The organism is Xenorhabdus bovienii SS-2004, assembly GCF_000027225.1.
GTDB classification, from domain to species: Bacteria; Pseudomonadota; Gammaproteobacteria; order Enterobacterales; family Enterobacteriaceae; genus Xenorhabdus; species Xenorhabdus bovienii_C.
In genome coordinates this window covers 335,507-355,861 of the sequence record NC_013892.1, presented here as the reverse complement: position 1 = coordinate 355,861, position 20,355 = coordinate 335,507, and the positions used below count along the sequence as shown (strand labels likewise).

The following is a 20,355-nucleotide window of genomic DNA, read 5'->3' as shown; positions in this document are numbered from 1 at the left end:
TCTATCCAATATCATGAAGTGTGTCACTATTCTAACCATCAATGCTGAGATTAGAAATGCAATAGCCTATCAATCATCCCATTCTTTAGCTAAACTGCCGCGCATGAGTGCGACACGCAAGTGCAGCACGCTCTCTAAAACCACAACAAAATTCAGGGCTTTCGTCATGAAAACATTAGGCGAATTCATCGTCGAGAAACAGCAAGACTTTCCTCATGCTACGGGTGAACTGACCGCACTGCTTTCTGCCATCAAACTGGGTGCCAAAATCATTCATCGGGACATCAATAAAGCTGGTCTGGTGGATATTTTAGGTACCAGCGGCGTATCGAATGTTCAGGGCGAAGTTCAGATGAAGCTGGATTTGTATGCCAATGAAAAACTGAAGGCTGCATTGAAAGCGCGCGGTGAAGTAGCAGGTATTGCTTCTGAAGAAGAAGATGAGATCGTTGTCTTTGATGGCGACCGTGCAGAAAATGCGAAGTATGTTGTTTTGATGGACCCACTGGATGGTTCTTCGAATATTGATGTAAACGTTTCCGTCGGGACTATTTTCTCAATTTACCATAGAATTACACCTATTGGGCAGCCAGTTACCGAAGACGATTTCCTGCAACCGGGAAATCGTCAGGTTGCGGCGGGTTATGTGGTCTATGGCTCATCCACTATGTTGGTTTACACCACAGGTTACGGAGTTCATACATTCACTTACGATCCCTCACTCGGCGTATTCTGCCTGACTCATGAAAAAGTTCAATTCCCTGCCAAAGGCAATATGTACTCCATCAACGAAGGAAACTACATCAAATTCCCGATGGGCGTGAAAAAGTACATCAAATATTGCCAAGAGCAAGACGAAGCCACCCAGCGCCCTTACACCACCCGTTATATTGGCTCGCTGGTTGCAGATTTCCACCGCAACCTGCTGAAAGGCGGCATCTATATTTATCCAAGCACCGCAAGTAATCCAACAGGAAAATTGCGTCTGCTGTATGAATGCAACCCGATTGCTTTTTTGGCTGAGCAGGCTGGCGGCAAGGCCAGTGATGGCAAAAACCGAATTCTAGATATCACACCAACCCAACTGCATCAGCGTGTTCCTTTCTTCGTGGGAACAAAATCAATGGTGGAAAAAGCCGAAAGCTTTATGGCTGAATTTCCAGGTGAGTAAGTAGGTTTGTTGATTGAATAGTTAATTTAATGAAGGGGCGAAGTGTCGCCTCTTTATTAACAACGCGACTTATCCTTTAATTTGTTGAGCAACACGCTTAACGCAACGACTTGCTCTCAACGTTAACGTCACTTTTTCCTGCCGATTATCTATATTGTTCCCTTAAGTTCTATACATACTCTTTTTCTATTTATATTTGTTCACGAAATCATTCTGTTCATGACTCATGAACCAGACAGAAATGTGAACAATAAAAAAGTAAATAATCACTTTTTATCCAATACAACAGATTTTATAACACCCAATTACTGAGCTGTATGGCGTTCAACGACTGGAAAAATGCGGGGACTTTAAGTCTGTTTTGGCTATAATAGCCCGCACTCCATTTTGGTTTGAAATTAAAGGAAACCTTTTATGAGCCTGAACAATGTACCGGCCGGTAAAGAACTGCCTGAAGATATCTATGTCATCATTGAGATCCCTGCGAATGCAGATCCGATCAAATATGAAGTAGATAAAGAATCTGGCGCACTGTTTGTAGACCGTTTCATGTCTACTGCAATGTTCTATCCTTGCAACTACGGTTACATCAACAATACTCTGTCCCTTGATGGTGACCCTGTTGACGTGCTGGTTCCTACCCCATACCCATTACAGCCAGGTTCCGTTATTCGCTGCCGTCCCGTTGGTGTTCTGAAAATGTCCGACGAATCCGGTGAAGATGCGAAATTGGTCGCTGTTCCTCACACCAAACTGAGCAAAGAATACGATCACATCAAAGATGTGAACGATCTGCCAGAACTGCTGCGTGCCCAAATCACCCATTTCTTTGAACATTATAAAGATCTGGAAAAAGGCAAATGGGTGAAAGTTGACGGTTGGGACAATGTCGAAGCCGCTAAAGCTGAAATCCTGTCTTCTTTCGAACGCGCTGCTAAAAAATAATCCTGAGGGATAACAGCGAGTTTTGGTCATAAAAAACCTCTGCCACCACATAGAGGCAGAGGTTTTTATTTATTCTTCTTCGTGGCGCTTGATCCAGTCACCACATGTTATCCGATGCAGTCCATCAACAGGCAGTCTATATAAATAGATCCATGCACTGCCGTAAGGTGTTTTAATCAATTCCCTTTCGTATTCCTGATAATTCTTTTTCAAAGCATCCAGTTCTGTCAGGATGGATGGCGTAATGCGATATACTTCGCATTCAATTGTCCCTTCGCCACGGATCACCGCTGGATAATGTCCCAGGTCATAAATTTCATAACCTTCTAACCTATGTTCTCCTAGAAGTTGGGCATAGGTCATCCAGTGGTGGTTACCTTGTTTGCGCCTCAGGCTGCCATAAACAATTACTCGCATTTTTAAAACTCAAACTCATAGAGCAGATCTAAAGCCTGATCAATACCAGATACCGCATCGAGATACAATCTTGGCATTACACGATAGCGTAATGTCAAGGTCGCCAGAGAATCAAAAATACCAACACCGTATTTCACCTGCAAGTTGTTGGTTATCTTGCCGCTGACGACAACCTGAGATTTGTCACCCACACCCTGAGTATCTAAAGCTAAATCAGAAACACCAAAAGTTTCACCAATCTTGCCAACCAATTGACCACTTTGGGAAACGCCCAAACCAATTAGCATGGAAGTCATTTGGTTATTGTCAGAACCACTCTTCTCCAAACCTTCACCACGCAGAAGATAAGACAGTGCTTCCTGCTGTGATTTTGCTGGCTCAGAGAAAATTTCAACTTTGGGTTTATCCGCCAATCCCGTAACTTTCACACCAGCGACAACCTTATTCGCCGTCGAGTCGGGGTTACGGATCGCTTCAATGTTCAGCATTGGCTGTTCCGGCGGGCCGGAAAATATAATTGTGCCCTTGCGTACCAGCAAATCCTGCCCGTAGGCATGGAAACGACCATCTGGAATATCAATTTGACCATTCAACCCCAGCCCCTGTTTATCCTGAATGACTTTCAAGACCCCCTTAAGTTGAGCTTTCAGACCAAATGCATTCAAACGGACATCATCACCAATGCGAATATTTAAGTTACTTTTAACCAGAATGGACGATTTTTTCTTTTCTATCGGCTGGAGATTTTTATCTAGCATGACTTCGTCAGAAGAAATACCCACAGCAGACTCTGGTAATTCCTGCACCGTAATGCGTGCCCACGGAATATCCACATTCCCATCAAGTTTCAGTAAATCAGGCGTAGCTTCAAGTACCAAATTAGGGCTAACATCAATTTTCACCATTGGCGGCACTGTCACACGCAATTTTTCACCATTCGCGGCAATTTTGGCATACCATGCGTTCAAATTACGCCAGTCAGCATTGCCGTTAAGGTTCAGCTGCCCTTTAGGCGTTTTGATAACACCCTCCAAGCCAGAGCGGACACCATCAAAATAGATAGCTAGCTGGCCTTGAGTGATATCAAAAGGTAACCAGTGACTTACGATTTGAAGGTCATCCGTCTTAAGCTGACCAAACAACAGCGGATTTTTTACATTACCACCGAAACGCAGGTTGGCATTCAAGCCTCCTTCCGCTTTTTCGTCTTTACCCAAGATCGGTTTAATCAGCTTTAAAGAAAGAGCTCGAATATCCACATTCCCAGATAGCTTGCGGCGGCCTTCCAGATCATCCACCTGAACATTGCCATTTAATTGCCCATTGCCTGCCAGCTTAAATAGCCATGCCACATTTGCCTTACCATTTGTTAGTCCTGCATTCACTGTTAACGTTTCAAAATCAACAGGTAATGCAGCTCCCTCAACCATTTGGTGAAGCTGAACCCCATTTCCTTGCAAGACGACTTTAGCCTGTGGCAAAGCCTGTCCCGCCGTCCATTTGACATTGGCATTCCCGCTGAACACGCCTTTAACTTGAGTCATTTTATCAAGGAATGGCTGAATCATGGCCAAATCAAAACGTTTAAGCACCACTTCAGCATGGCCACTGGCTCCCGCCTCAATCGGTTTGGGAACACAGATCTGTGCATTCGGGTTAAGCCAGCAATGTGTTCCTATTGTTACTTTCTGCTGTGGATTCAGGTAATCAATGACCATCGCCTTATTTAGGCGCCACTCACCGACAGGAGTATCAAAGTAGGTATTGTTGATAGTTCCTTGCCAGCGTTCCTGACTGCGGTCAAAGCGACCACTGAGTGCCAATTGACCTGATACGGGGTTGCCCTCAATGTTCAAATGTAAATCATGCTGCTTTTCCGTGCCCTTAGCATTTAGCATCAAATTATTGATGATTAAATCCGCCTGTTTCAATTGATGAACAGCAACTGAGAGCTGTCCTTCAATCTGTTCAGCCGAGCGCACATCTCCCTTAATCGTGGCGCTATCCACTTTCAGATCATTCTGCCACCGCACATTACGTGCATTTAAATCTGCCACTATTTGTGGTGCTTTCATGTTACCGCGCAGTTTCACATTACCGATAACCACACCGGACAATCCTGGCAGTAATCCATTTAACTGTGGCGCATTAATTTCACCATCCAACTTCCACTTTTCATCTGTAAGCTGCCCTTGAACATTCAGCCTATTACGGCCAAAAGTGAGGTCAAACTGAGGAATATTCCATTGTCCCGCCGCATTGCCAGACGCCTTGCCATGTGCTTTGACGATATTCTGTTTCACATAACCATCAAGAGCAATTTCAGGGATCTGGAGTTGCCAACTGCCGCCATACAAGCTACCGCGTATTGCCATTTTGCCATTCATTTTGGCTGGCCACTCTGGCCATTGTTTAGCGGTATTGATGCCATCCAGAATCAGGTTCGCATTCCAGCTAATCGCTTTGCTCCAGTCAACGATGCCAGTGATCTCCGCTTTCCCCTGCAATGCAGACAGACGCAGACGGGTTAGCCTGAGCAATTCTTCATTACCCTTCGCATCCAACATTAGTAATGCAGGAGGAATATCACGACCTTTAATATCTGAACGGAGGGAGAGATCGTAGCCACTGGCTTTGCCATTCAGTCGAAGCTTAACACCATCAAGTCGATATTCCGGTTCACCCGTCAATGGCCACTGAAGTTGTTTGCTTTCCAATGTCAGGCGTACAGGCAAACCCGCCTTCGCCAACTCAGTCTGAGCACTCAGATTGGCAATAATAGGTCCTGAAAGATGCAATGCCAGATTAAGCTGCTGCAACAGAGCACCATTCAGGGTTAAATCAAGCTTTTGTCCTTTTAGTTCATTCAGATTCGTATTGCTCTTAATCACCAGTTTGACTGGCCACTGTTCAGATAGCCCCGCCGTCCCCTGTAGCGAAAGTGAGCCTTCCGGTGCACTTACACTGAAGGTTTTCACATCAACCTGCTGTCCCTGATTACTGGCTTGCAACCGTAGATCATTAATCGTGATATCTGTATCACCTGTCAGGCGAAGCTGACTGCCATGAATGTTTTCTGCCATAATATCGAGAGGAATAGGAACATTGGGCAATTCAGCTAAGAAAGGTTTGGCAAATAGCGCTTTCAAGGTTTCACCCAATGATTTTTCAGGTTCAGGCTTTTGTTTGCCCTTTTGCACTGTACCGCTTTGTTCAGGCCGCGTTTTAGGCAGAGCAACCAATAGATTGCTGATTTTCGTTGGTTTCAATGTCAGCTGTTTTTCCCGCCACTGCGCCCCTGTTTTAAATTCATCCAACGCAATCACTATATCGTCAACCTTGACGTGGATATTCTTCAAAGAAAGCAAATCCAGTGAAATAGGATACGGTGTTTTCAATTCAGTCAATGGCTCTGATGCAGGCGACTTTTCTGATGGAGGAAGATCAGCCGTATTCACCGAGACTGCCACGCCTTCCGTAGTTAACGCATTGACACACAGGTGACTGTGTTTCAAGCAGGATAAACGTAGCGAAAGGTATAAATTGTCAGCACTAACACTCACTCCCGGCATCTGATATTTAACACCTTTTAAGGTTAAATCACGCCATCCTCCGCTGACATTGGCGATATCCAGTCCGGGAACCCAACGTGCTGCGCTGTTAATCATAAAATGCAGTCCGGTTTGTGTGCCAACCAATCCCACAATGGTTATCAGCAGCAGGCCAACAAGCAGCAGAAAAGTCATACTGAGCCTTTTGACCCACCTCATAGTTCAGCCCCTAAACCGATGTAAAACTCAATACCATGATTGCTTGCGTCTCCTACTGGCGTCGCAAGATCAAATTTAATTGGCCCAACGGGTGAGGCCCAACGCACACCAATCCCTGCGCCGGTTTTAAAATCACTCTTTTTAATATCATCCACCGCTTCGCCAGTATCCACAAACAACGCACTCCACCAGTTTCCATAGATATTGTATTGATATTCCAGTGAGCCAACGGCTAGTTTCGATGCCCCAGTCAGTTTTCCCTCACTATTTTTCGGTGAAATTTTTTGGTATTTATAACCACGGATGCTGCGATCCCCCCCGGCGAAGAAACGTAAACCCGGTGGAACTTTGTTGAATTCATTGGTTTCAATCCAGCCTAGATCACCCCGTACCACAAAGCGGTGCTTATCCTTATAAGTCCTGATCCAGACGTGATGGGCCTGTAACACCAAGAAATCCACATTCGAATCCCAGGTTTTGTCGGAAAAATCTATTGAATAACGCTGACTATCTCCCCAATAAGGCATAGTGCCACCACGCTGGCGAATTCGGCTGACAGTCGCTCCCGGATAGAGTAGCATCGTCGTATTTGTCACGTTAGCCTGCGTAAAGTGACTAAGACTCCAGCGTAAGTTGACACCATATTGCCATCCGGTGAAGAGATCCCAATTGCGGGAAAGGTTCAATGTTGCCGTATCAGAAATGGTATCGTTAATATCTTTACGTTTATAACCTGTCTGCAACTCATAATATTGTTCAAGCGGATTAGATTTGAGTGGCATTTTGTAGGATGCATCAATAACTTGTTCAGGTGCCGACAGGTTAATATTGGTACTCAGGCTATGCCCACGAGAGTTAAGCCATGGCTTTTTCCATTTTGCTTTAACGCGGGGGCCAACATCCGTTGCATAACCTCCCCCTAGTTCAACATAATTGGCAGAGCTGGGAACCAAGAAAGCATCCAGTGGCAATAACTTATCCTGGCTCGTGTGGCCTACCTTAAAATCAGGCACGACCACCACAGAATTGAACCATCCGGTATTCGCCAGACGACTGTTGAATTCCGCAAGTTGATCCGAAGTGTAATACTCACCTTGTTTAAACGGCAAAAGATTGTTCAGGTAATTTTCACGAATTTGCGAGCCGTGGTATCTCACGGAGCCAAAGCGGTAACGATCTCCGCTGTCGAAATCGAAGTTCCAATAGGATTTATGCTGCTCCTGTGATACTTCTAATTCACTTTTTTTCATCACAGCATCAAAATAACCCTTTCTAACTGCCAGACTATTCAATGCACCCTTGAAATGTTCGTATTCACCATGATTCAGGATCGCCCCTTCCTTTGGCATATTTTTTTTGATGAGTGCTGCATAATCTTTATCAGTTTTTGCGCTACCTTCCAAATCAACATTGACTTCGACTACCCGTACCGGTTCACCCGGTGTCACGTTCGCTGTCAAAACAGGGCGGGAAGGTGGTGTTTTCTCCTGATAAGTGAATTCAACAGTGGGATCGTAGTATCCCAATGGCCTTAACCCTTGCTGTATGGCTTTCTCGACACGGGCCTGAAAGCGCGCATCGGGAGCGACTTCCTCGGTACTTATGTTTGAGAGCTGTACTCTGGCATTTTTTTCCAGTTCGCCAGAAAGACCTTCCACTTTCAATCGTAAATTTGCACTATAGGCCGATGGAGTTGCGACAGACACGCAAAGCACAAATATGAAGGGGTATCGTGACACGCAAACTCCTAATATTTATCTATCTGGGGGTAAAATCCAACGATATAAAAATGCTGCAATAAATTAATTCTGGTAAAGTTTGAAAGATATACAAGCAACTAATAACCATAAAATCTATAAATAACGGGAGAGAATCTTGCCAAATTCAGCCAACGAAAGCCAACATGTTTCCACACAGGATGCATTACTGGGTAGGGCAATCCCATTAACTGTATCACCCTACCATGTCATCACACAGCATTCGATAAACGACATTCCTGAAAACATGGAGATAGCCTATATAGGAATGGGGTGTTTCTGGGGAGTTGAGCGCCTGTTCTGGCAACAGGAAGGTATCTACACGACCTCTGTGGGTTACAGTGGTGGTACTACGCCAAATCCAACTTATGAAGAAGTCTGCACAGGGTTAACCGGACATGCCGAAGTAGTCAGGATCGTATTTGATCCAACCAAAATCACTTATGGGCAGTTATTGACGCTTTTCTGGGAAAATCACGATCCCGCCCAAGGTATGCGTCAACATGGTGATATCGGTACACAGTACCGCTCTGCCATTTATACTATTTCATCTCAACAATATGAGCAGGCACTCGCTACCCGCGAACAATTCCAGCAAGCGATGAATGAAAATGGCGACCAGCGCACAATCACCACGGAGATCCACGCAGCGAAGCCATTCTATTTTGCGGAAGATTATCACCAGCAGTATCTCTTCAAAAATCCTGAAGGGTATTGTGGACTCGGTGGTATTGGGGTATGCCTCCTCCCTACGCACAAAAACTAGCCGATTTAGTCAGCTCAGTGTTATAATCATTAGACTAAATTTATATATCTTACGGTAAAATGCCGTAAGATTTTATTTGTATAATTTTTCATCTCCCCTCCGGTGTTATTCAAATAAAACCTGCCCTACCGCTGGAGATAAAACACGGGTGCCTTATGTTAAATAGTTTATTAATAATACTTTTGCTATGTGCAATCAGCGCATTTTTTTCGCTATCTGAAATTTCTCTGGCCGCCTCAAGAAGGATCAAATTAAAACTCATGGCCGATGAAGGGAACCTCAATGCTGCCCATGTGCTTAAGTTACAAGAAACGCCAGGCATGTTCTTTACTATTGTTCAAATTGGTCTGAATGCAGTTGCGATCCTCGCGGGCGTCGTGGGAGAATCTGCATTTTCACCCGCCCTGAAAACACTATTCTCGAACTTCATGCGTCAGGAATGGGCCGATCAACTTGGCTTTATCTGTTCTTTCATTATCGTCACCAGTTTCTTTATTCTGCTTGCTGATTTGATTCCTAAACGTATTGGCATGATTAAGCCCGAAGCCGTTGCAGTGAGAATTGTCAATCCAATGCGTTTCTGTCTGGCAACTTTTCGCCCGCTGGTATGGCTGTTCAATGGCCTTGCTGACTGTTTCTTCAAAATATTTAAAATTCCTATGGCACGTAATGAAGATATCACTTCCGATGATATTTATGCCGTTGTTGCAGCCGGAGCGTTAGCGGGTGTATTACGTAAACAGGAGCATGAGCTGATTGAAAATGTTTTCGAACTGGAATCCCGTACCGTGCCTTCTGCCATGACTTCCCGTGAAAGCGTTATTTATTTTGACAAGAATGAAGACGAAAACAGTATCAAGGAAAAAATATCCACCCATCCGCATTCAAAATTTCTCGTTTGTGATGGCGGTATTGACCATGTTACTGGCTATGTGGATTCCAAAGACTTACTCAACCGTGTTCTGAACGGGCAGAGCCTCAGCTTGAAAGATGGTGTTCAAACCCGCAATGCCTTGATGATTCCTGATACGCTCTCACTCTCTGATACGCTAGAAAGTTTCAAAGCGGCTGGTGAAGATTTTGCGATCATCCTCAACGAGTATGCATTGGTGATGGGAGTCATTACTTTGAATGACGTAATGACCACCTTAATGGGCGATTTAGTTGATCAGGGGCAGGAAGAGCAGATTGTTGTCCGCGATGAAAATTCATGGCTTGTTGAAGGTGGCACACCAATAGAAGATGTGTTGCGAGTACTGGATATCGATGATTTCCCAGACTCCAACAATTATGAAACCATCGCAGGATTTATGATGTTTCGCCTGCGGAAAATTCCAAAGCGTACGGATTTTGTGAAATTCAGCGGCTACAAATTTGAAGTGGTGGATATTGATAATTACAAAATCGACCAATTGCTGGTGACGAAAATTGTGGACACGCCTGCCCAATCCAACCCATCTCCCAGCAGTCAAGCACAGGTCCAGTAAAAAATCCGATCAAAAACGGCCGCGAGGCCGTTAATTATACTCATCATGCGCTGTCAACTCTGACACATATCGTTCGGCGAGTTAGCCGTTACAGAAAAACTACCCCATTTCGGCCTGTAGGCGCAACACCTGCTGATTAATTTCACTCATTACATTCAAGTGACGTTTATCTTTTATCTTGGGTGGCAAGATCTTCCCGTAGTTAAATTCAAAAGCGCCCATGTCCTTAATATACAAACGCCCACGAAATAGAGTTTTTACGTAAAGAGCAACTTTCAGTGGGTTATAATGGTGAAAGATTTTCATTTATTTTTTTCTCCTCCCATTCTGCTTACGATACTATTTCTTCTGCATTACACCATCAGTGAAGACACATCACTGTTGTGTAAGATGTATAGACTACACATATAGAAATTTGTTCCCTGATTTTAAATGATTCAATCACTCATTTTACGTAACGTAATGAAAATATAGAGCATTATGTTGCTTTAACATGGAATTGCCTTATATTTTGTTTCAAATGTTATCAATTTGTTTATTTTTATGAGGACAGACCAGTTAACAAGCGCTATGCTGAATGTGATGTTCCCTGATAACATGCTTCACCATGCTAAATAAGGAATAAATATGATAAAAAACATTATGTTATATGCAATACTGAGCTTAACTTCAGTATTCGCATCTGCCCATAACATCGCAGTAGGACAGCCAGTCCCTACGGTCAGCGTGACAGATAAAGGTGAGTTACTGCTCAACAATGACAAGTTCAGCTACCAAAATTGGAACAGTACAGAACTTCCTGGAAAAGTAAGAACCATCCAGCATATTGCTGGCCGCAGTTCTGCAAAAGAGATGAATGATCCTCTGATTCAAGCGTTGAAACAAGCCGACCTTCCAAAGGAAAAATATCAAACAACCAGCATCGTGAATACTGATGATGCTATTTTTGGTACCAGCGTCTTCGTTCGTAATAGTCTCGAAGACAGTAAAAAAGAGTTTCCGTGGTCACAGTTTATTGTCGATAGTGAAGGTTTAGCTAAGAAAGCCTGGGGTCTGGAACCCAAAAGTTCGGCAATCATCGTGTTGGATAAAAACGGTAACGTGAAATTTGTTAAAGATGGTAAATTGAGCAACGAAGACATCACCCATGTTCTCAATCTGATCAAAGAAGAATTGAACAACTAACCTGTAGTTCCATTAACACCTTAGTAATTATAATTTAGTCATAATGGTTCCAAAACAGGAACCATTATCACCTTAATAATGAAGAAACTAATAACTAAAAAATAGTGACTCTGAACCCCGGATTCAGAAAAGATTCACGCGGCGCGTAATTGAGCTTCTTACCTTCCCAATCCGTGACATGTGCACCTGCGGCAATCGCAACAGCGTGACCTGCGGCGGTATCCCAAATATTAGTTGGCCCAAAGCGCGGGTAAAGTTGAGCTTTTCCTTCTGCAACCATACAAAATTTAAGTGAAGATCCGACCGAAACTGTCTGATGGGTTCCTAATTGAGTAAGATAATCCTTCAATTCCTCGTCTATGTGAGAACGGCTGATCACCACAGTCGGCAGCACTGCAGCAGCAACCTTAATAGGAATTGTCTGCCCATTGGTTTCCTTCCAAGCCTGATGTCCCTGCCCTGCGTACAAAACATTCAGCACAGGAACATAAACGACGCCCATCACCGGAACACCATCCTCAATCAATGCAATATTAACGGTAAATTCACCGTTTCGCTGGATAAACTCTTTCGTACCATCCAGCGGATCGACCAGCCAGTAGCGCTGCCAGTTTTTGCGCTCCTCCCATACAGGGGGATCTTCTTCTGACAGCAACGGGATATCCGGTGCAATACGCATCAACCCCGCTTTAATAATCTTGTGGGCGGCAATATCCGCAGCAGTAACAGGTGAATCATCCATTTTATGCTCTACTTTCAACGGCTGCTCATCCTGATAAACCACCATGATGGCAGCTCCAGCTTCCCGCGCCAATTGGCAGATCTGTTGTAGCATCATACACCTCTGCATTCATTATTCAGCTATAACTTTAGATTACATTTTTAGCGTATTTTGTACTGGAATAGCGAATACTTTATCTCAAAAAACGCGCAAAAAAATAGCCGGATAACCGGCTATTTTATGGATGAAAGATAAAATTACAGGATTTCCAGTAATTCTACTTCAAAGATCAGTGTGCTGTAAGGAGGAATTGACGCGCCTGCGCCACGCTCACCATAAGCCAGATTATGAGGGATATAGAGTTCCCACTTGGAACCAACAGGCATCAGGGTCAGCGCTTCAATCCAACCAGGAATAACACCACTCACTGGGAATTCTGCTGGTGTCCCACGCTGCACGGAGCTATCAAACACAGAGCCATCCATCAGGCGACCAGTATAATGCACACGAACACGGTCACTACGAGCAGGTATCGCACCATCACCTTGTGTCAGAACAGAGAACTGCAAACCAGACTCTGTGCTGCTGACGCCTTCACGTTCTGCATTTTCTGCCAGAAACTTTTTGCCTTCTTCTGCCATCGTCTGCTGATGTTCATGACGAACACTATCAGCACGTTCATGAATTTCGCGCAACGCACGATGCAGTTCTTCTACAGGAATAGCCGGAGAACGATTTTCCAGAGCATCACACAGACCTGCCAGTAATGCTTCTGGTTCCAATCCCTGTAAACCCGATTCCTGCAATTGTTGCCCAACCTGTAAACCAATGCCGTAACTCGCCCGCGCTTCAATAGACTCAAAAGAAGGTGTTGTCATGAAAATACCTGTTATTAAATGAATGAAGACTCAAGCATAACAGCCCTGCCAGAATGGGTAAACGCGCGAAGGATTTTAATCGAGATAGGTAATGAAAAAATACAAACAAAAAACGCTGGCATTGCCAGCGTTTTTTGTCACATGTTCGCTTTAGCTAATCAAAGATTAAGCTTCAGGAACGATGTTAACGTTCAACTGTGCGAATACATCGCTGTGTACCTGGAAGTGAACTTCGTGCTCACCAGTGGTACGCAGAACGCCGTTAGACAGGCGAACTTCGCTCTTAGATACCGCAACGCCAGCAGCAGAAACTGCGTCAGCGATGTCACGAGTACCAATAGAACCGAACAGTTTACCTTCGTCACCCGCTTTAGAAGCGATGGTGACAGAGCCCAGTGCGTTAATTTGTGCTGCACGAGCTTCTGCTGCTGTCAGAACGTCAGCCAATTTGGCTTCCAGTTCAACACGGCGAGCTTCGAAGAATTCGATGTTTTTCTTAGTCGCAGGAACAGCTTTGCCCTGTGGAACTAAGAAGTTACGGGCATAACCCGCTTTAACGTTAACTTGGTCACCCAGGCTACCCAGGTTCGCTACTTTATCAAGCAGAATAACTTGCATTACCTTATCCTCTCAAAGTCGTTAATGGACTGAGCCTATTACTGATGACGATCAGTGTAAGGCAACAAAGACAGGTAGCGCGCACGCTTGATAGCACGAGCGAGCTGACGCTGGTATTTTGCACGAGTGCCGGTAATGCGGCTTGGTACAATTTTACCGCTTTCGGTAATGTAGTTTTTCAGCGTAACGATGTCTTTATAATCAATCTCTTGAACGCCTTCCGCTGTAAAACGGCAGAATTTGCGACGACGGAAATAACGTGCCATTTGGCTAGTCTCCAGAATCTATCAATTCAATCTGCTCGGCATGAAGAACCAGTTTACTAAGACCATTACGCCCTTGATGGCTATTAATGAATCCTGAAACGGTTATTCGGCTACCGACCGTTATACTGTGAGTGAACTCTTGTAATAACTGTCCGCTGGCAATAACGGGCACTTTGCACCATGATTGCCTGCTACATCCGGCTTCCTGCTGTTGTGAACGATGTTCGAGCACAAACTGGCAATGAGGAATACCGGATGGGCTGACTTTTCGTATCGGCACTTTGCACACTGTGCCAGAAAGCACCAAACGATTAGCTGCCACAGTAATTACTCTTCAGAGTCCCCAGCTTCATCAGCATCATCAGCCATGTCTTCTTCTAAGACCAGGTCACGGCTACGACGTTCGTCTTTAGCTTTAACCATTGGTGATGGTTCAGTTACTGCGTGCTTAACGCGCATAACCATGCTGCGGATAACGGCATCGTTGAAGCGGAAGTTAGTTTCCAGCTCATCAATCGCTTCCTGTGGCGCTTCAACGTTCAGCAGAACGTAGTGAGCCTTGTGCAGTTTGTTGATTGGGTAAGCCAGTTGACGGCGGCCCCAGTCTTCCAGACGGTGAATCTGACCTTGCGCGTTAGTGATAGTCGCACTGTAACGCTCGATCATGCCCGGAACCTGTTCGCTTTGGTCAGGATGGACCATAAAAACGATTTCGTAATGACGCATTAGCATTGCTCCTTACGGATTATTAGCCTCCTGTCAGGGTCAGCCGTGGCCCATGGAGGCAAGGAACGTGTTGAATACGGCTGAAAAATCGACGCGTAACTATACCCGCACAATAAAAAAAACTCAAGGTACGGGTGAAAGAAAAAACGCGTTTATCCTTAATTCCAATAATGCCCCAATGAAATGTATCATGCGGGACAAAAAAATTACTGGGCGCTTCTCTGACGCATGATTTCAAACAAGCAAACCCCGGTCGCAACCGATACGTTCAGAGAAGAAACAGAACCTGCCATTGGGATACTGATCAATTCATCACAATGTTCGCGAGTCAGGCGGCGCATTCCTTCTCCTTCAGCACCCATCACCAAGGCCACCGGGCCAGTAAGCTTGCTCTGATACAGAGAATGGGTAGCTTCACCTGCGGTTCCCACAATCCAGATATTGCTTTCTTGCAGCAAACGCAGAGTACGGGCAAGGTTGGTCACCCGAATGAGCGGTACGTTTTCTGCTGCACCACAGGCGACTTTTTTGGTGGTTGCATTCAGTTGTGCGGAGCGGTCACGAGGAATAATGACTGCATCAACGCCAGCGGCATCCGCAGTACGCAGACAAGCCCCAAGATTATGTGGATCAGTAACGCCATCCAGTACCAGTAAAAAAGGGCGATCTAACTGTGATAGAAAATCCGGTAAATCGCTTTCCTGATACTGACGCCCAGGTTTAACTTTGGCAATGATCCCTTGGTGTACCGCACTTTCTGTCTGAGTATCCAGCCATTGACGATTGGCCAGTTGAACTGTAATACCAATATCTTCCAATTCCCGTAACAATGGGGTTAAGCGACGATCTTCACGTCCCTTCAATACATAAACTTCCATGAATCGCTGAGGTTCGCGATCCAGTAAGGCTTTAACGGCATGAATACCGTAGATAATTTCACTCATGGCTGGTTGATACCTAACTCACTGATATCTTAAATGATACCTGAAAAATGGAGGGCAGCAGAAGCCGCCCTGATTCTCTGTATTTGTCAGCTTTTTTCCTGCGTTTTTTTCACGCGTTTCGCTTTCAATTTTGCAGTAATCTTTTTGGTTTTGTCTGACGTTTTCTTCTTGCTTGCTTTAGGCTTTTCCGCTTTTTTCTTTTTACTGGAGGCGTTGTCTGGCTCAAAATTGGCTGATTTTTTATGATCATACCCTTTTTTGCCACTGTTACGTTCTGGTGTGCCTCTTTTCGATTTATCGCGCGCGGTCTTACCTTGATTACGCGCCTTTCGGGTCGAAGAAAGCAAGGTGAAATCAATATTGCGTTCATCCATGTGAACCGCTTCGACACGGATCTCTACTTCATCACCAAGCCGATAAGTCTGACCAGAAGACTCACCAATCAGACGCTGGCCAACATTATCATATCTGTAGTAATCATTATCCAGTGTTGAAACATGTACCAAGCCGTCAATAAACAGCTCATTCAACCTGACAAAGAAACCGAAACCCGTTACGCTAGTAATCAAGCCAGTGAAAACATTGCCCACTTGATCCTGCATAAAATCACATTTCAGCCAGTCTGCCACGTCTCTTGTTGCTTCATCCGCACGGCGCTCAGTCATGGAGCAATGGTTACCCAATTGCAGCATGTGGTCCATATCGTTATGCCAGCCGCCAGTTGGTGTCCAATGCTGTTCAACGACACCATTCTCTTGTGCCAATAAGTATTTGATCGCTCGATGCAATGCCAGATCAGGATAACGGCGGATTGGCGACGTAAAGTGCGCATAAGAACTCAGAGCCAGACCAAAGTGACCACGGTTTTCCGGATCATAAATCGCCTGTTTCATAGAGCGCAGCAACATGGTTTGTAGTAATTCATGATCCGGCCGTTCAGCCACATCTTTCATCAATTGAGCGAAGTCTTTCGGTTCAGGTTTCATTCCACCCAATAAGCTCAAACCCAGTTCGTTGAAGACTGAACGCAGATTTAAGATACTTTCCTCTCTAGGCTGATCATGGACGCGGTATAACGCTGGCTCATTATTTTTCTCAACAAAACGTGCCGCCGCAATATTGGCCAGAATCATGCACTCTTCGATCAGTTTATGGGCATCATTGCGCGTAACGGGTTCAATACGCTCAATGCGACGTTCTGCATTAAAAATAAATTTCGCTTCTTCAGATTCAAACGAAATGGCTCCACGCTGCTCCCGTGCTTGCTCCAGTGCCTGATAAAGTTCATGCAGATACTCGATATGTGTCACCAACGGCTGGTAATGCTCACGCAGCTCTTGATCACCCTGCAATATTTTCCATACCTTGGTGTAAGTCAAACGGGCATGAGAGTTCATCACAGCTTCATAGAACTTATAAGAAGACAGCTTGCCTTGGGCAGAAATGGTCATTTCACACACCATACACAAGCGATCAACTTCTGGGTTCAGAGAACACAGCCCATTCGACAAAATTTCCGGCAGCATCGGTACGACTTGAGATGGGAAATAGACTGAGTTACCACGGCTACGCGCCTCTGTATCAAGAGGTGTTTGCGGACGAACATAATAGCTGACATCCGCAATCGCTACCCATAAACGCCAGCCGCCGCCACGTTTTCTTTCACAATAAACCGCATCATCAAAGTCACGGGCGTCTTCACCATCAATCGTAACCAGTGGCAGTCCACGCAGGTCAACACGGCCTTTTTTCGCCGAGTCCGGTACATTTTCATCAAGATCAACCACCTGTTTTTCTACCATTGGTGGCCAGCTATGTGGAATTTCATGGGTACGAAGAGCAATTTCAACCGCCATGTTCGTTCCCATCGTTTCACCGAGCACTTCAACGATCTTACCGATAGCTTTAGTTCGGCGGGTCGGACGACTCGTCAATTCAACGACGACGACATTGCCCATTCTTGCACCGCAAATTTCTTCTTTTGGGATCAAAATATCGAAACTTAGCCGACTGTCATCAGGGACAACGAATCCCATACCCGCATCGACAAAATATCGCCCGACAATCTGACTGTTTTTTGGCTCCAATACCCGAACGATACGCACTTCAACGCGACCTTTACGGTCTGGTTGCAAAGGCTGTGCCAATATGACATCGCCATGAATTGCCATTTTCATTTGTTCTGCTGGCAGATAGAAATCTTCTTTGTGGCCTTCCGCACGCAGGAAACCGTAACCATCACGATGTCCAATCACCGTACCTTTCAACAAATCCAGTCTTTCCGGCAATGCATAACATTGACGACGAGTGAAAATCAACTGTCCATCACGCTCCATTGCCCGCAGGCGACGTCGAAACGCTTCCTGTGCATCTGCACTGGTTAACTGAAGTTCTTTTGCTAATTCCTGACGGCTTACCGGAGTGGTGTGTTTAGAAAGTATATCCAAGATGTATTCACGGCTTGGGATAGGAGATTCGTATTTTTCAGCTTCTCGTTCCTGAAAAGGATCTTTTGACATCGTAATTCCTCTGTTGTCATCAGCAAGCTGTTGCTCCCCGTGCTTCATTCTCGCTTCACTTAGCCAGAAGCAACTGATAAAGGGGACGATTATCTTTGACCATATCAGCCAAAGTATGTTTATCCAACTCTTGCAAAAAATTTTCTACCGCTTGATTCAACACTAATTTTAAGCGACATGCGGGCGTGATATAGCAAGCACTACAGTTAACCAATGAAAGCGGTTCCAGTGAACGGACTACATCGCCAATTTTGATCTCGCTGGCAGGCTTACCCAGACTAATGCCGCCATTTTTTCCCCTGATAGCATTAACTAGGCCTAAATTACTGAGCTGGTTAATTATCTTCACCATATGATTACGTGAAACACCATAAACTTCAGTTACTTCAGTAATGCTAGTCATCTGGCCTTCAGGCAGAGAAGCCATATAAATCAGGGCGCGCAAGCCATAATCGGTAAAACTGGTTAACTGCACACTTACCTCTGGACGACCGGATATAACAGCGGTTATTTAGAACCAAGAAATAAAATATATGTTTATTGGTTTATCATTATCTGTTCACATTATGTGGGCATTTTAAAAATTAAGCAAAACGAGCTGCGTTTTATAACCTCTCACCCAAAAGCCTATCCCCAAAAAGTAAAAAACCGGGCATAAGGCCCGGTTATACATGCTTAAAAGATTAAACTAGCAATCAAGCATCAAATGGATCACGCAGGATCATGGTTTCAGCACGATCTGGACCAGTAGAAATAATATCAACAGGAACGCCGGTCAGTTCTTCAACACGCTTGATGTAGCTCAGTGCTGCTTCTGGCAGCAGGCTGTGATCTTTCACGCCAAAAGTGCTTTCATCCCAACCTGGCAGAGTTTCATACACTGCTTCAAGACCTTCCCAGTTTTCTGCTGCCAATGGTGTAGTGTCAATCACGCTGCCATCAGGCATACGATAACCAATACAGACTTTCACTTCTTTCAGACCATCAAGCACATCCAGCTTGGTCATGCAGAAACCAGACAAGGAGTTGATTTGGATCGCACGACGAATGGCAACGATATCCAGCCAGCCGGTACGACGGCTACGACCAGTTGTCGCACCAAATTCCTGCCCTTTCTGACGCAGGTACTCGCCGGTTTCATCAAACAGTTCAGTTGGGAATGGACCTGCACCAACACGGGTAGAGTAGGCTTTGATAATACCCAGAACATAGTCAACGTAGCGTGGCCCCAGACCAGAACCTGTTGCGACGCCACCTGCTGTGGTATTAGAAGAAGTCACATAAGGATAGGTACCGTGGTCGATATCCAACAACGTACCCTGTGCACCTTCGAACATCACCAGTTCACCTTTCTGAGTTGCTTTATAGAGCAGATCAGAAACGTCAACTACCATGTTTGTCAGGATATCCGCAACAGCCAGAATATCATCCAGTGTTTTCTGATAATCAACAGCAGGCTCGTTGTAGTAGTTAACCAGTTGGAAGTTGTGATACTCGATGATTTCTTGCAGTTTGACCGCGAAAGTTTCTTTATCAAACAAATCGCCTACACGCAGGCCACGGCGTGCTACTTTATCTTCGTATGCAGGCCCGATACCACGGCCAGTTGTACCAATTGCCTTGGCACCACGCGCTTTCTCGCGGGCATTGTCCAGTGCAACATGATAAGGCAGGATCAACGGACAGGCTTCAGAAATAAGCAGGCGTTCACGTACAGGAATCCCACGTGATTCAAGCGCATTCATTTCTTTCATCAAAGCATCTGGTGCTAAAACGACCCCATTTGCGATAATGCTAATGACATTTTCACGCAAGATCCCGGATGGGATTAAGTGGAGAACGGTTTTTTCACCGTTGATGACTAGTGTATGGCCCGCATTGTGGCCCCCCTGATAACGAACCACGTACTTAGCTCGTTCAGTCAGCAAGTCGACGATTTTACCCTTGCCCTCGTCACCCCATTGGGTGCCCAATACGACAACGTTCTTACCCATTTCAAAAGTTCACTCGGTTGCTTAAAAATGGATTCTACCATCTCATTTAGCACCTTTCAGTATTTTTTCTCACTTCTGTTATTTCGTTTCGTCATATTAACGGGCTGTTAAGTAAGCATTCGTAATGATGCTAGTAACAAAAAAGCCACTGCAAGTTTTCTTACAGTGGCTTAGGCAGCGGTTATTCATTC

At 45.0% G+C, this 20,355-nt stretch carries 19 protein-coding genes; 5 read left to right on the top strand and 14 right to left on the bottom strand.

The genetic code is table 11. The features are described from left to right. Positions 1–166 precede the first annotated feature (166 nt). Both fbp and ppa read left to right on the top strand, forming a co-directional pair. Positions 167–1,171 (top strand): class 1 fructose-bisphosphatase, encoded by a 1,005-nt coding sequence (gene fbp / locus XBJ1_RS01505; RefSeq protein ID WP_012986956.1) that lies wholly within the window; start codon positions 167–169, stop codon positions 1,169–1,171. Between the two features lie 414 nt (positions 1,172–1,585). After that, positions 1,586–2,116 carry an inorganic diphosphatase gene (gene ppa, locus XBJ1_RS01500; protein ID WP_012986954.1) on the top strand — a complete coding sequence of 177 codons (531 nt, stop codon included), beginning with the start codon at positions 1,586–1,588 and terminating at the stop codon, positions 2,114–2,116. Positions 2,117–2,185: 69 nt separating this feature from the next. Here the strand turns inward: ppa and XBJ1_RS01495 are convergent, their stop codons facing one another. From XBJ1_RS01495 to tamA, 3 genes are read right to left on the bottom strand one after another with little or no spacing between them, the layout of a single operon-like run. Next, positions 2,186–2,533 (bottom strand): gamma-glutamylcyclotransferase family protein, encoded by a 348-nt coding sequence (locus XBJ1_RS01495; RefSeq protein ID WP_012986953.1) that lies wholly within the window; start codon positions 2,531–2,533, stop codon positions 2,186–2,188. 2 nt (positions 2,534–2,535) lie between these two features. Further along, a complete protein-coding gene (gene tamB / locus XBJ1_RS01490; protein ID WP_038198277.1) occupies positions 2,536–6,303 on the bottom strand; it encodes an autotransporter assembly complex protein TamB in 3,768 nt (1,255 codons plus the stop codon). After that, complete coding sequence (gene tamA / locus XBJ1_RS01485) at positions 6,300–8,042, bottom strand: autotransporter assembly complex protein TamA (protein WP_012986951.1); 1,743 nt, start codon at positions 8,040–8,042, stop codon at positions 6,300–6,302. Before tamA ends, tamB begins: the two co-directional genes overlap by 4 nt. Before the next feature lie 136 nt (positions 8,043–8,178). Here tamA and msrA point away from each other — a divergent pair, with 136 nt between their 5' ends. Together msrA and XBJ1_RS01475 are read left to right on the top strand one after the other, a co-directional pair. Further along, complete coding sequence (gene msrA / locus XBJ1_RS01480) at positions 8,179–8,826, top strand: peptide-methionine (S)-S-oxide reductase MsrA (RefSeq protein ID WP_012986950.1); 648 nt, start codon at positions 8,179–8,181, stop codon at positions 8,824–8,826. A gap of 155 nt (positions 8,827–8,981) precedes the next feature. Continuing rightward, positions 8,982–10,313 (top strand): hemolysin family protein, encoded by a 1,332-nt coding sequence (locus XBJ1_RS01475; RefSeq protein ID WP_038198275.1) that lies wholly within the window; start codon positions 8,982–8,984, stop codon positions 10,311–10,313. 99 nt (positions 10,314–10,412) lie between these two features. On the opposite strand, the gene XBJ1_RS01470 is transcribed toward XBJ1_RS01475, so the two are convergent. Next, on the bottom strand, positions 10,413–10,619 hold the full coding sequence (locus tag XBJ1_RS01470; protein WP_012986947.1) for a DUF1107 domain-containing protein: 207 nt from the start codon (positions 10,617–10,619) through the stop codon (positions 10,413–10,415). Between the two features lie 321 nt (positions 10,620–10,940). On the opposite strand from XBJ1_RS01470, the gene XBJ1_RS01465 reads away from it, so the two are divergent. After that, positions 10,941–11,498 (top strand): YtfJ family protein, encoded by a 558-nt coding sequence (locus tag XBJ1_RS01465; RefSeq protein ID WP_038198274.1) that lies wholly within the window; start codon positions 10,941–10,943, stop codon positions 11,496–11,498. A gap of 94 nt (positions 11,499–11,592) precedes the next feature. Here XBJ1_RS01465 and cysQ read toward each other — a convergent pair whose 3' ends face one another. The 10 genes from cysQ to XBJ1_RS01415 form a co-directional block, all read right to left on the bottom strand. Further along, complete coding sequence (cysQ, locus tag XBJ1_RS01460) at positions 11,593–12,333, bottom strand: 3'(2'),5'-bisphosphate nucleotidase CysQ (protein ID WP_012986944.1); 741 nt, start codon at positions 12,331–12,333, stop codon at positions 11,593–11,595. A 143-nt stretch (positions 12,334–12,476) separates the two neighbouring features. Beyond that, the gene (locus XBJ1_RS01455) at positions 12,477–13,097 is read right to left on the bottom strand and encodes a peptidylprolyl isomerase (RefSeq protein ID WP_012986943.1); all 621 of its coding nucleotides are present in this window, start codon (positions 13,095–13,097) and stop codon (positions 12,477–12,479) included. 165 nt (positions 13,098–13,262) lie between these two features. Continuing rightward, a complete protein-coding gene (gene rplI, locus XBJ1_RS01450) occupies positions 13,263–13,715 on the bottom strand; it encodes a 50S ribosomal protein L9 (protein WP_012986942.1) in 453 nt (150 codons plus the stop codon). Positions 13,716–13,753: 38 nt separating this feature from the next. Next, positions 13,754–13,981: a 30S ribosomal protein S18 gene (gene rpsR, locus XBJ1_RS01445; RefSeq protein ID WP_012986941.1), complete on the bottom strand. Its 228-nt coding sequence runs from the start codon at positions 13,979–13,981 to the stop codon at positions 13,754–13,756. Positions 13,982–13,985: 4 nt separating this feature from the next. Continuing rightward, positions 13,986–14,303 carry a primosomal replication protein N gene (priB, locus tag XBJ1_RS01440; protein ID WP_012986940.1) on the bottom strand — a complete coding sequence of 106 codons (318 nt, stop codon included), beginning with the start codon at positions 14,301–14,303 and terminating at the stop codon, positions 13,986–13,988. A 5-nt stretch (positions 14,304–14,308) separates the two neighbouring features. Beyond that, entirely contained in the window at positions 14,309–14,707 is a 399-nt protein-coding gene (gene rpsF, locus XBJ1_RS01435) for a 30S ribosomal protein S6 (RefSeq protein WP_012986939.1), read from the bottom strand. A gap of 206 nt (positions 14,708–14,913) precedes the next feature. Further along, positions 14,914–15,651, bottom strand: a complete 738-nt coding sequence (gene rlmB, locus XBJ1_RS01430) for a 23S rRNA (guanosine(2251)-2'-O)-methyltransferase RlmB (RefSeq protein WP_012986938.1) — start codon at positions 15,649–15,651, stop codon at positions 14,914–14,916. 86 nt (positions 15,652–15,737) lie between these two features. Next, positions 15,738–18,170, bottom strand: coding sequence for a ribonuclease R (rnr, locus tag XBJ1_RS01425; protein WP_012986937.1), 2,433 nt, complete (start codon positions 18,168–18,170; stop codon positions 15,738–15,740). A 55-nt stretch (positions 18,171–18,225) separates the two neighbouring features. Beyond that, positions 18,226–18,645, bottom strand: coding sequence for a nitric oxide-sensing transcriptional repressor NsrR (gene nsrR, locus XBJ1_RS01420; protein ID WP_012986936.1), 420 nt, complete (start codon positions 18,643–18,645; stop codon positions 18,226–18,228). A gap of 220 nt (positions 18,646–18,865) precedes the next feature. After that, a complete protein-coding gene (locus XBJ1_RS01415; RefSeq protein WP_012986935.1) occupies positions 18,866–20,164 on the bottom strand; it encodes an adenylosuccinate synthase in 1,299 nt (432 codons plus the stop codon). Positions 20,165–20,355: the final 191 nt, after the last annotated feature.

Bases quoted from the DNA above. Each gene is read 5' to 3' on its own strand.
- fbp (WP_012986956.1), top strand. From the start codon at position 167: ATGAAAACATTAGGCGAATTCATCGTCGAGAAACAGCAAGACTTTCCT.
- rplI (WP_012986942.1), bottom strand. From the start codon at position 13,715: ATGCAAGTTATTCTGCTTGATAAAGTAGCGAACCTGGGTAGCCTGGGT.
- XBJ1_RS01465 (WP_038198274.1), top strand. From the start codon at position 10,941: ATGATAAAAAACATTATGTTATATGCAATACTGAGCTTAACTTCAGTA.
- rpsR (WP_012986941.1), bottom strand. From the start codon at position 13,981: ATGGCACGTTATTTCCGTCGTCGCAAATTCTGCCGTTTTACAGCGGAA.
- XBJ1_RS01470 (WP_012986947.1), bottom strand. From the start codon at position 10,619: ATGAAAATCTTTCACCATTATAACCCACTGAAAGTTGCTCTTTACGTA.
- XBJ1_RS01475 (WP_038198275.1), top strand. From the start codon at position 8,982: ATGTTAAATAGTTTATTAATAATACTTTTGCTATGTGCAATCAGCGCA.
- XBJ1_RS01415 (WP_012986935.1), bottom strand. From the start codon at position 20,164: ATGGGTAAGAACGTTGTCGTATTGGGCACCCAATGGGGTGACGAGGGC.
- cysQ (WP_012986944.1), bottom strand. From the start codon at position 12,333: ATGCTACAACAGATCTGCCAATTGGCGCGGGAAGCTGGAGCTGCCATC.
- tamB (WP_038198277.1), bottom strand. From the start codon at position 6,303: ATGAGGTGGGTCAAAAGGCTCAGTATGACTTTTCTGCTGCTTGTTGGC.
- XBJ1_RS01455 (WP_012986943.1), bottom strand. From the start codon at position 13,097: ATGACAACACCTTCTTTTGAGTCTATTGAAGCGCGGGCGAGTTACGGC.
- ppa (WP_012986954.1), top strand. From the start codon at position 1,586: ATGAGCCTGAACAATGTACCGGCCGGTAAAGAACTGCCTGAAGATATC.
- rpsF (WP_012986939.1), bottom strand. From the start codon at position 14,707: ATGCGTCATTACGAAATCGTTTTTATGGTCCATCCTGACCAAAGCGAA.
- rnr (WP_012986937.1), bottom strand. From the start codon at position 18,170: ATGTCAAAAGATCCTTTTCAGGAACGAGAAGCTGAAAAATACGAATCT.
- rlmB (WP_012986938.1), bottom strand. From the start codon at position 15,651: ATGAGTGAAATTATCTACGGTATTCATGCCGTTAAAGCCTTACTGGAT.
- XBJ1_RS01495 (WP_012986953.1), bottom strand. From the start codon at position 2,533: ATGCGAGTAATTGTTTATGGCAGCCTGAGGCGCAAACAAGGTAACCAC.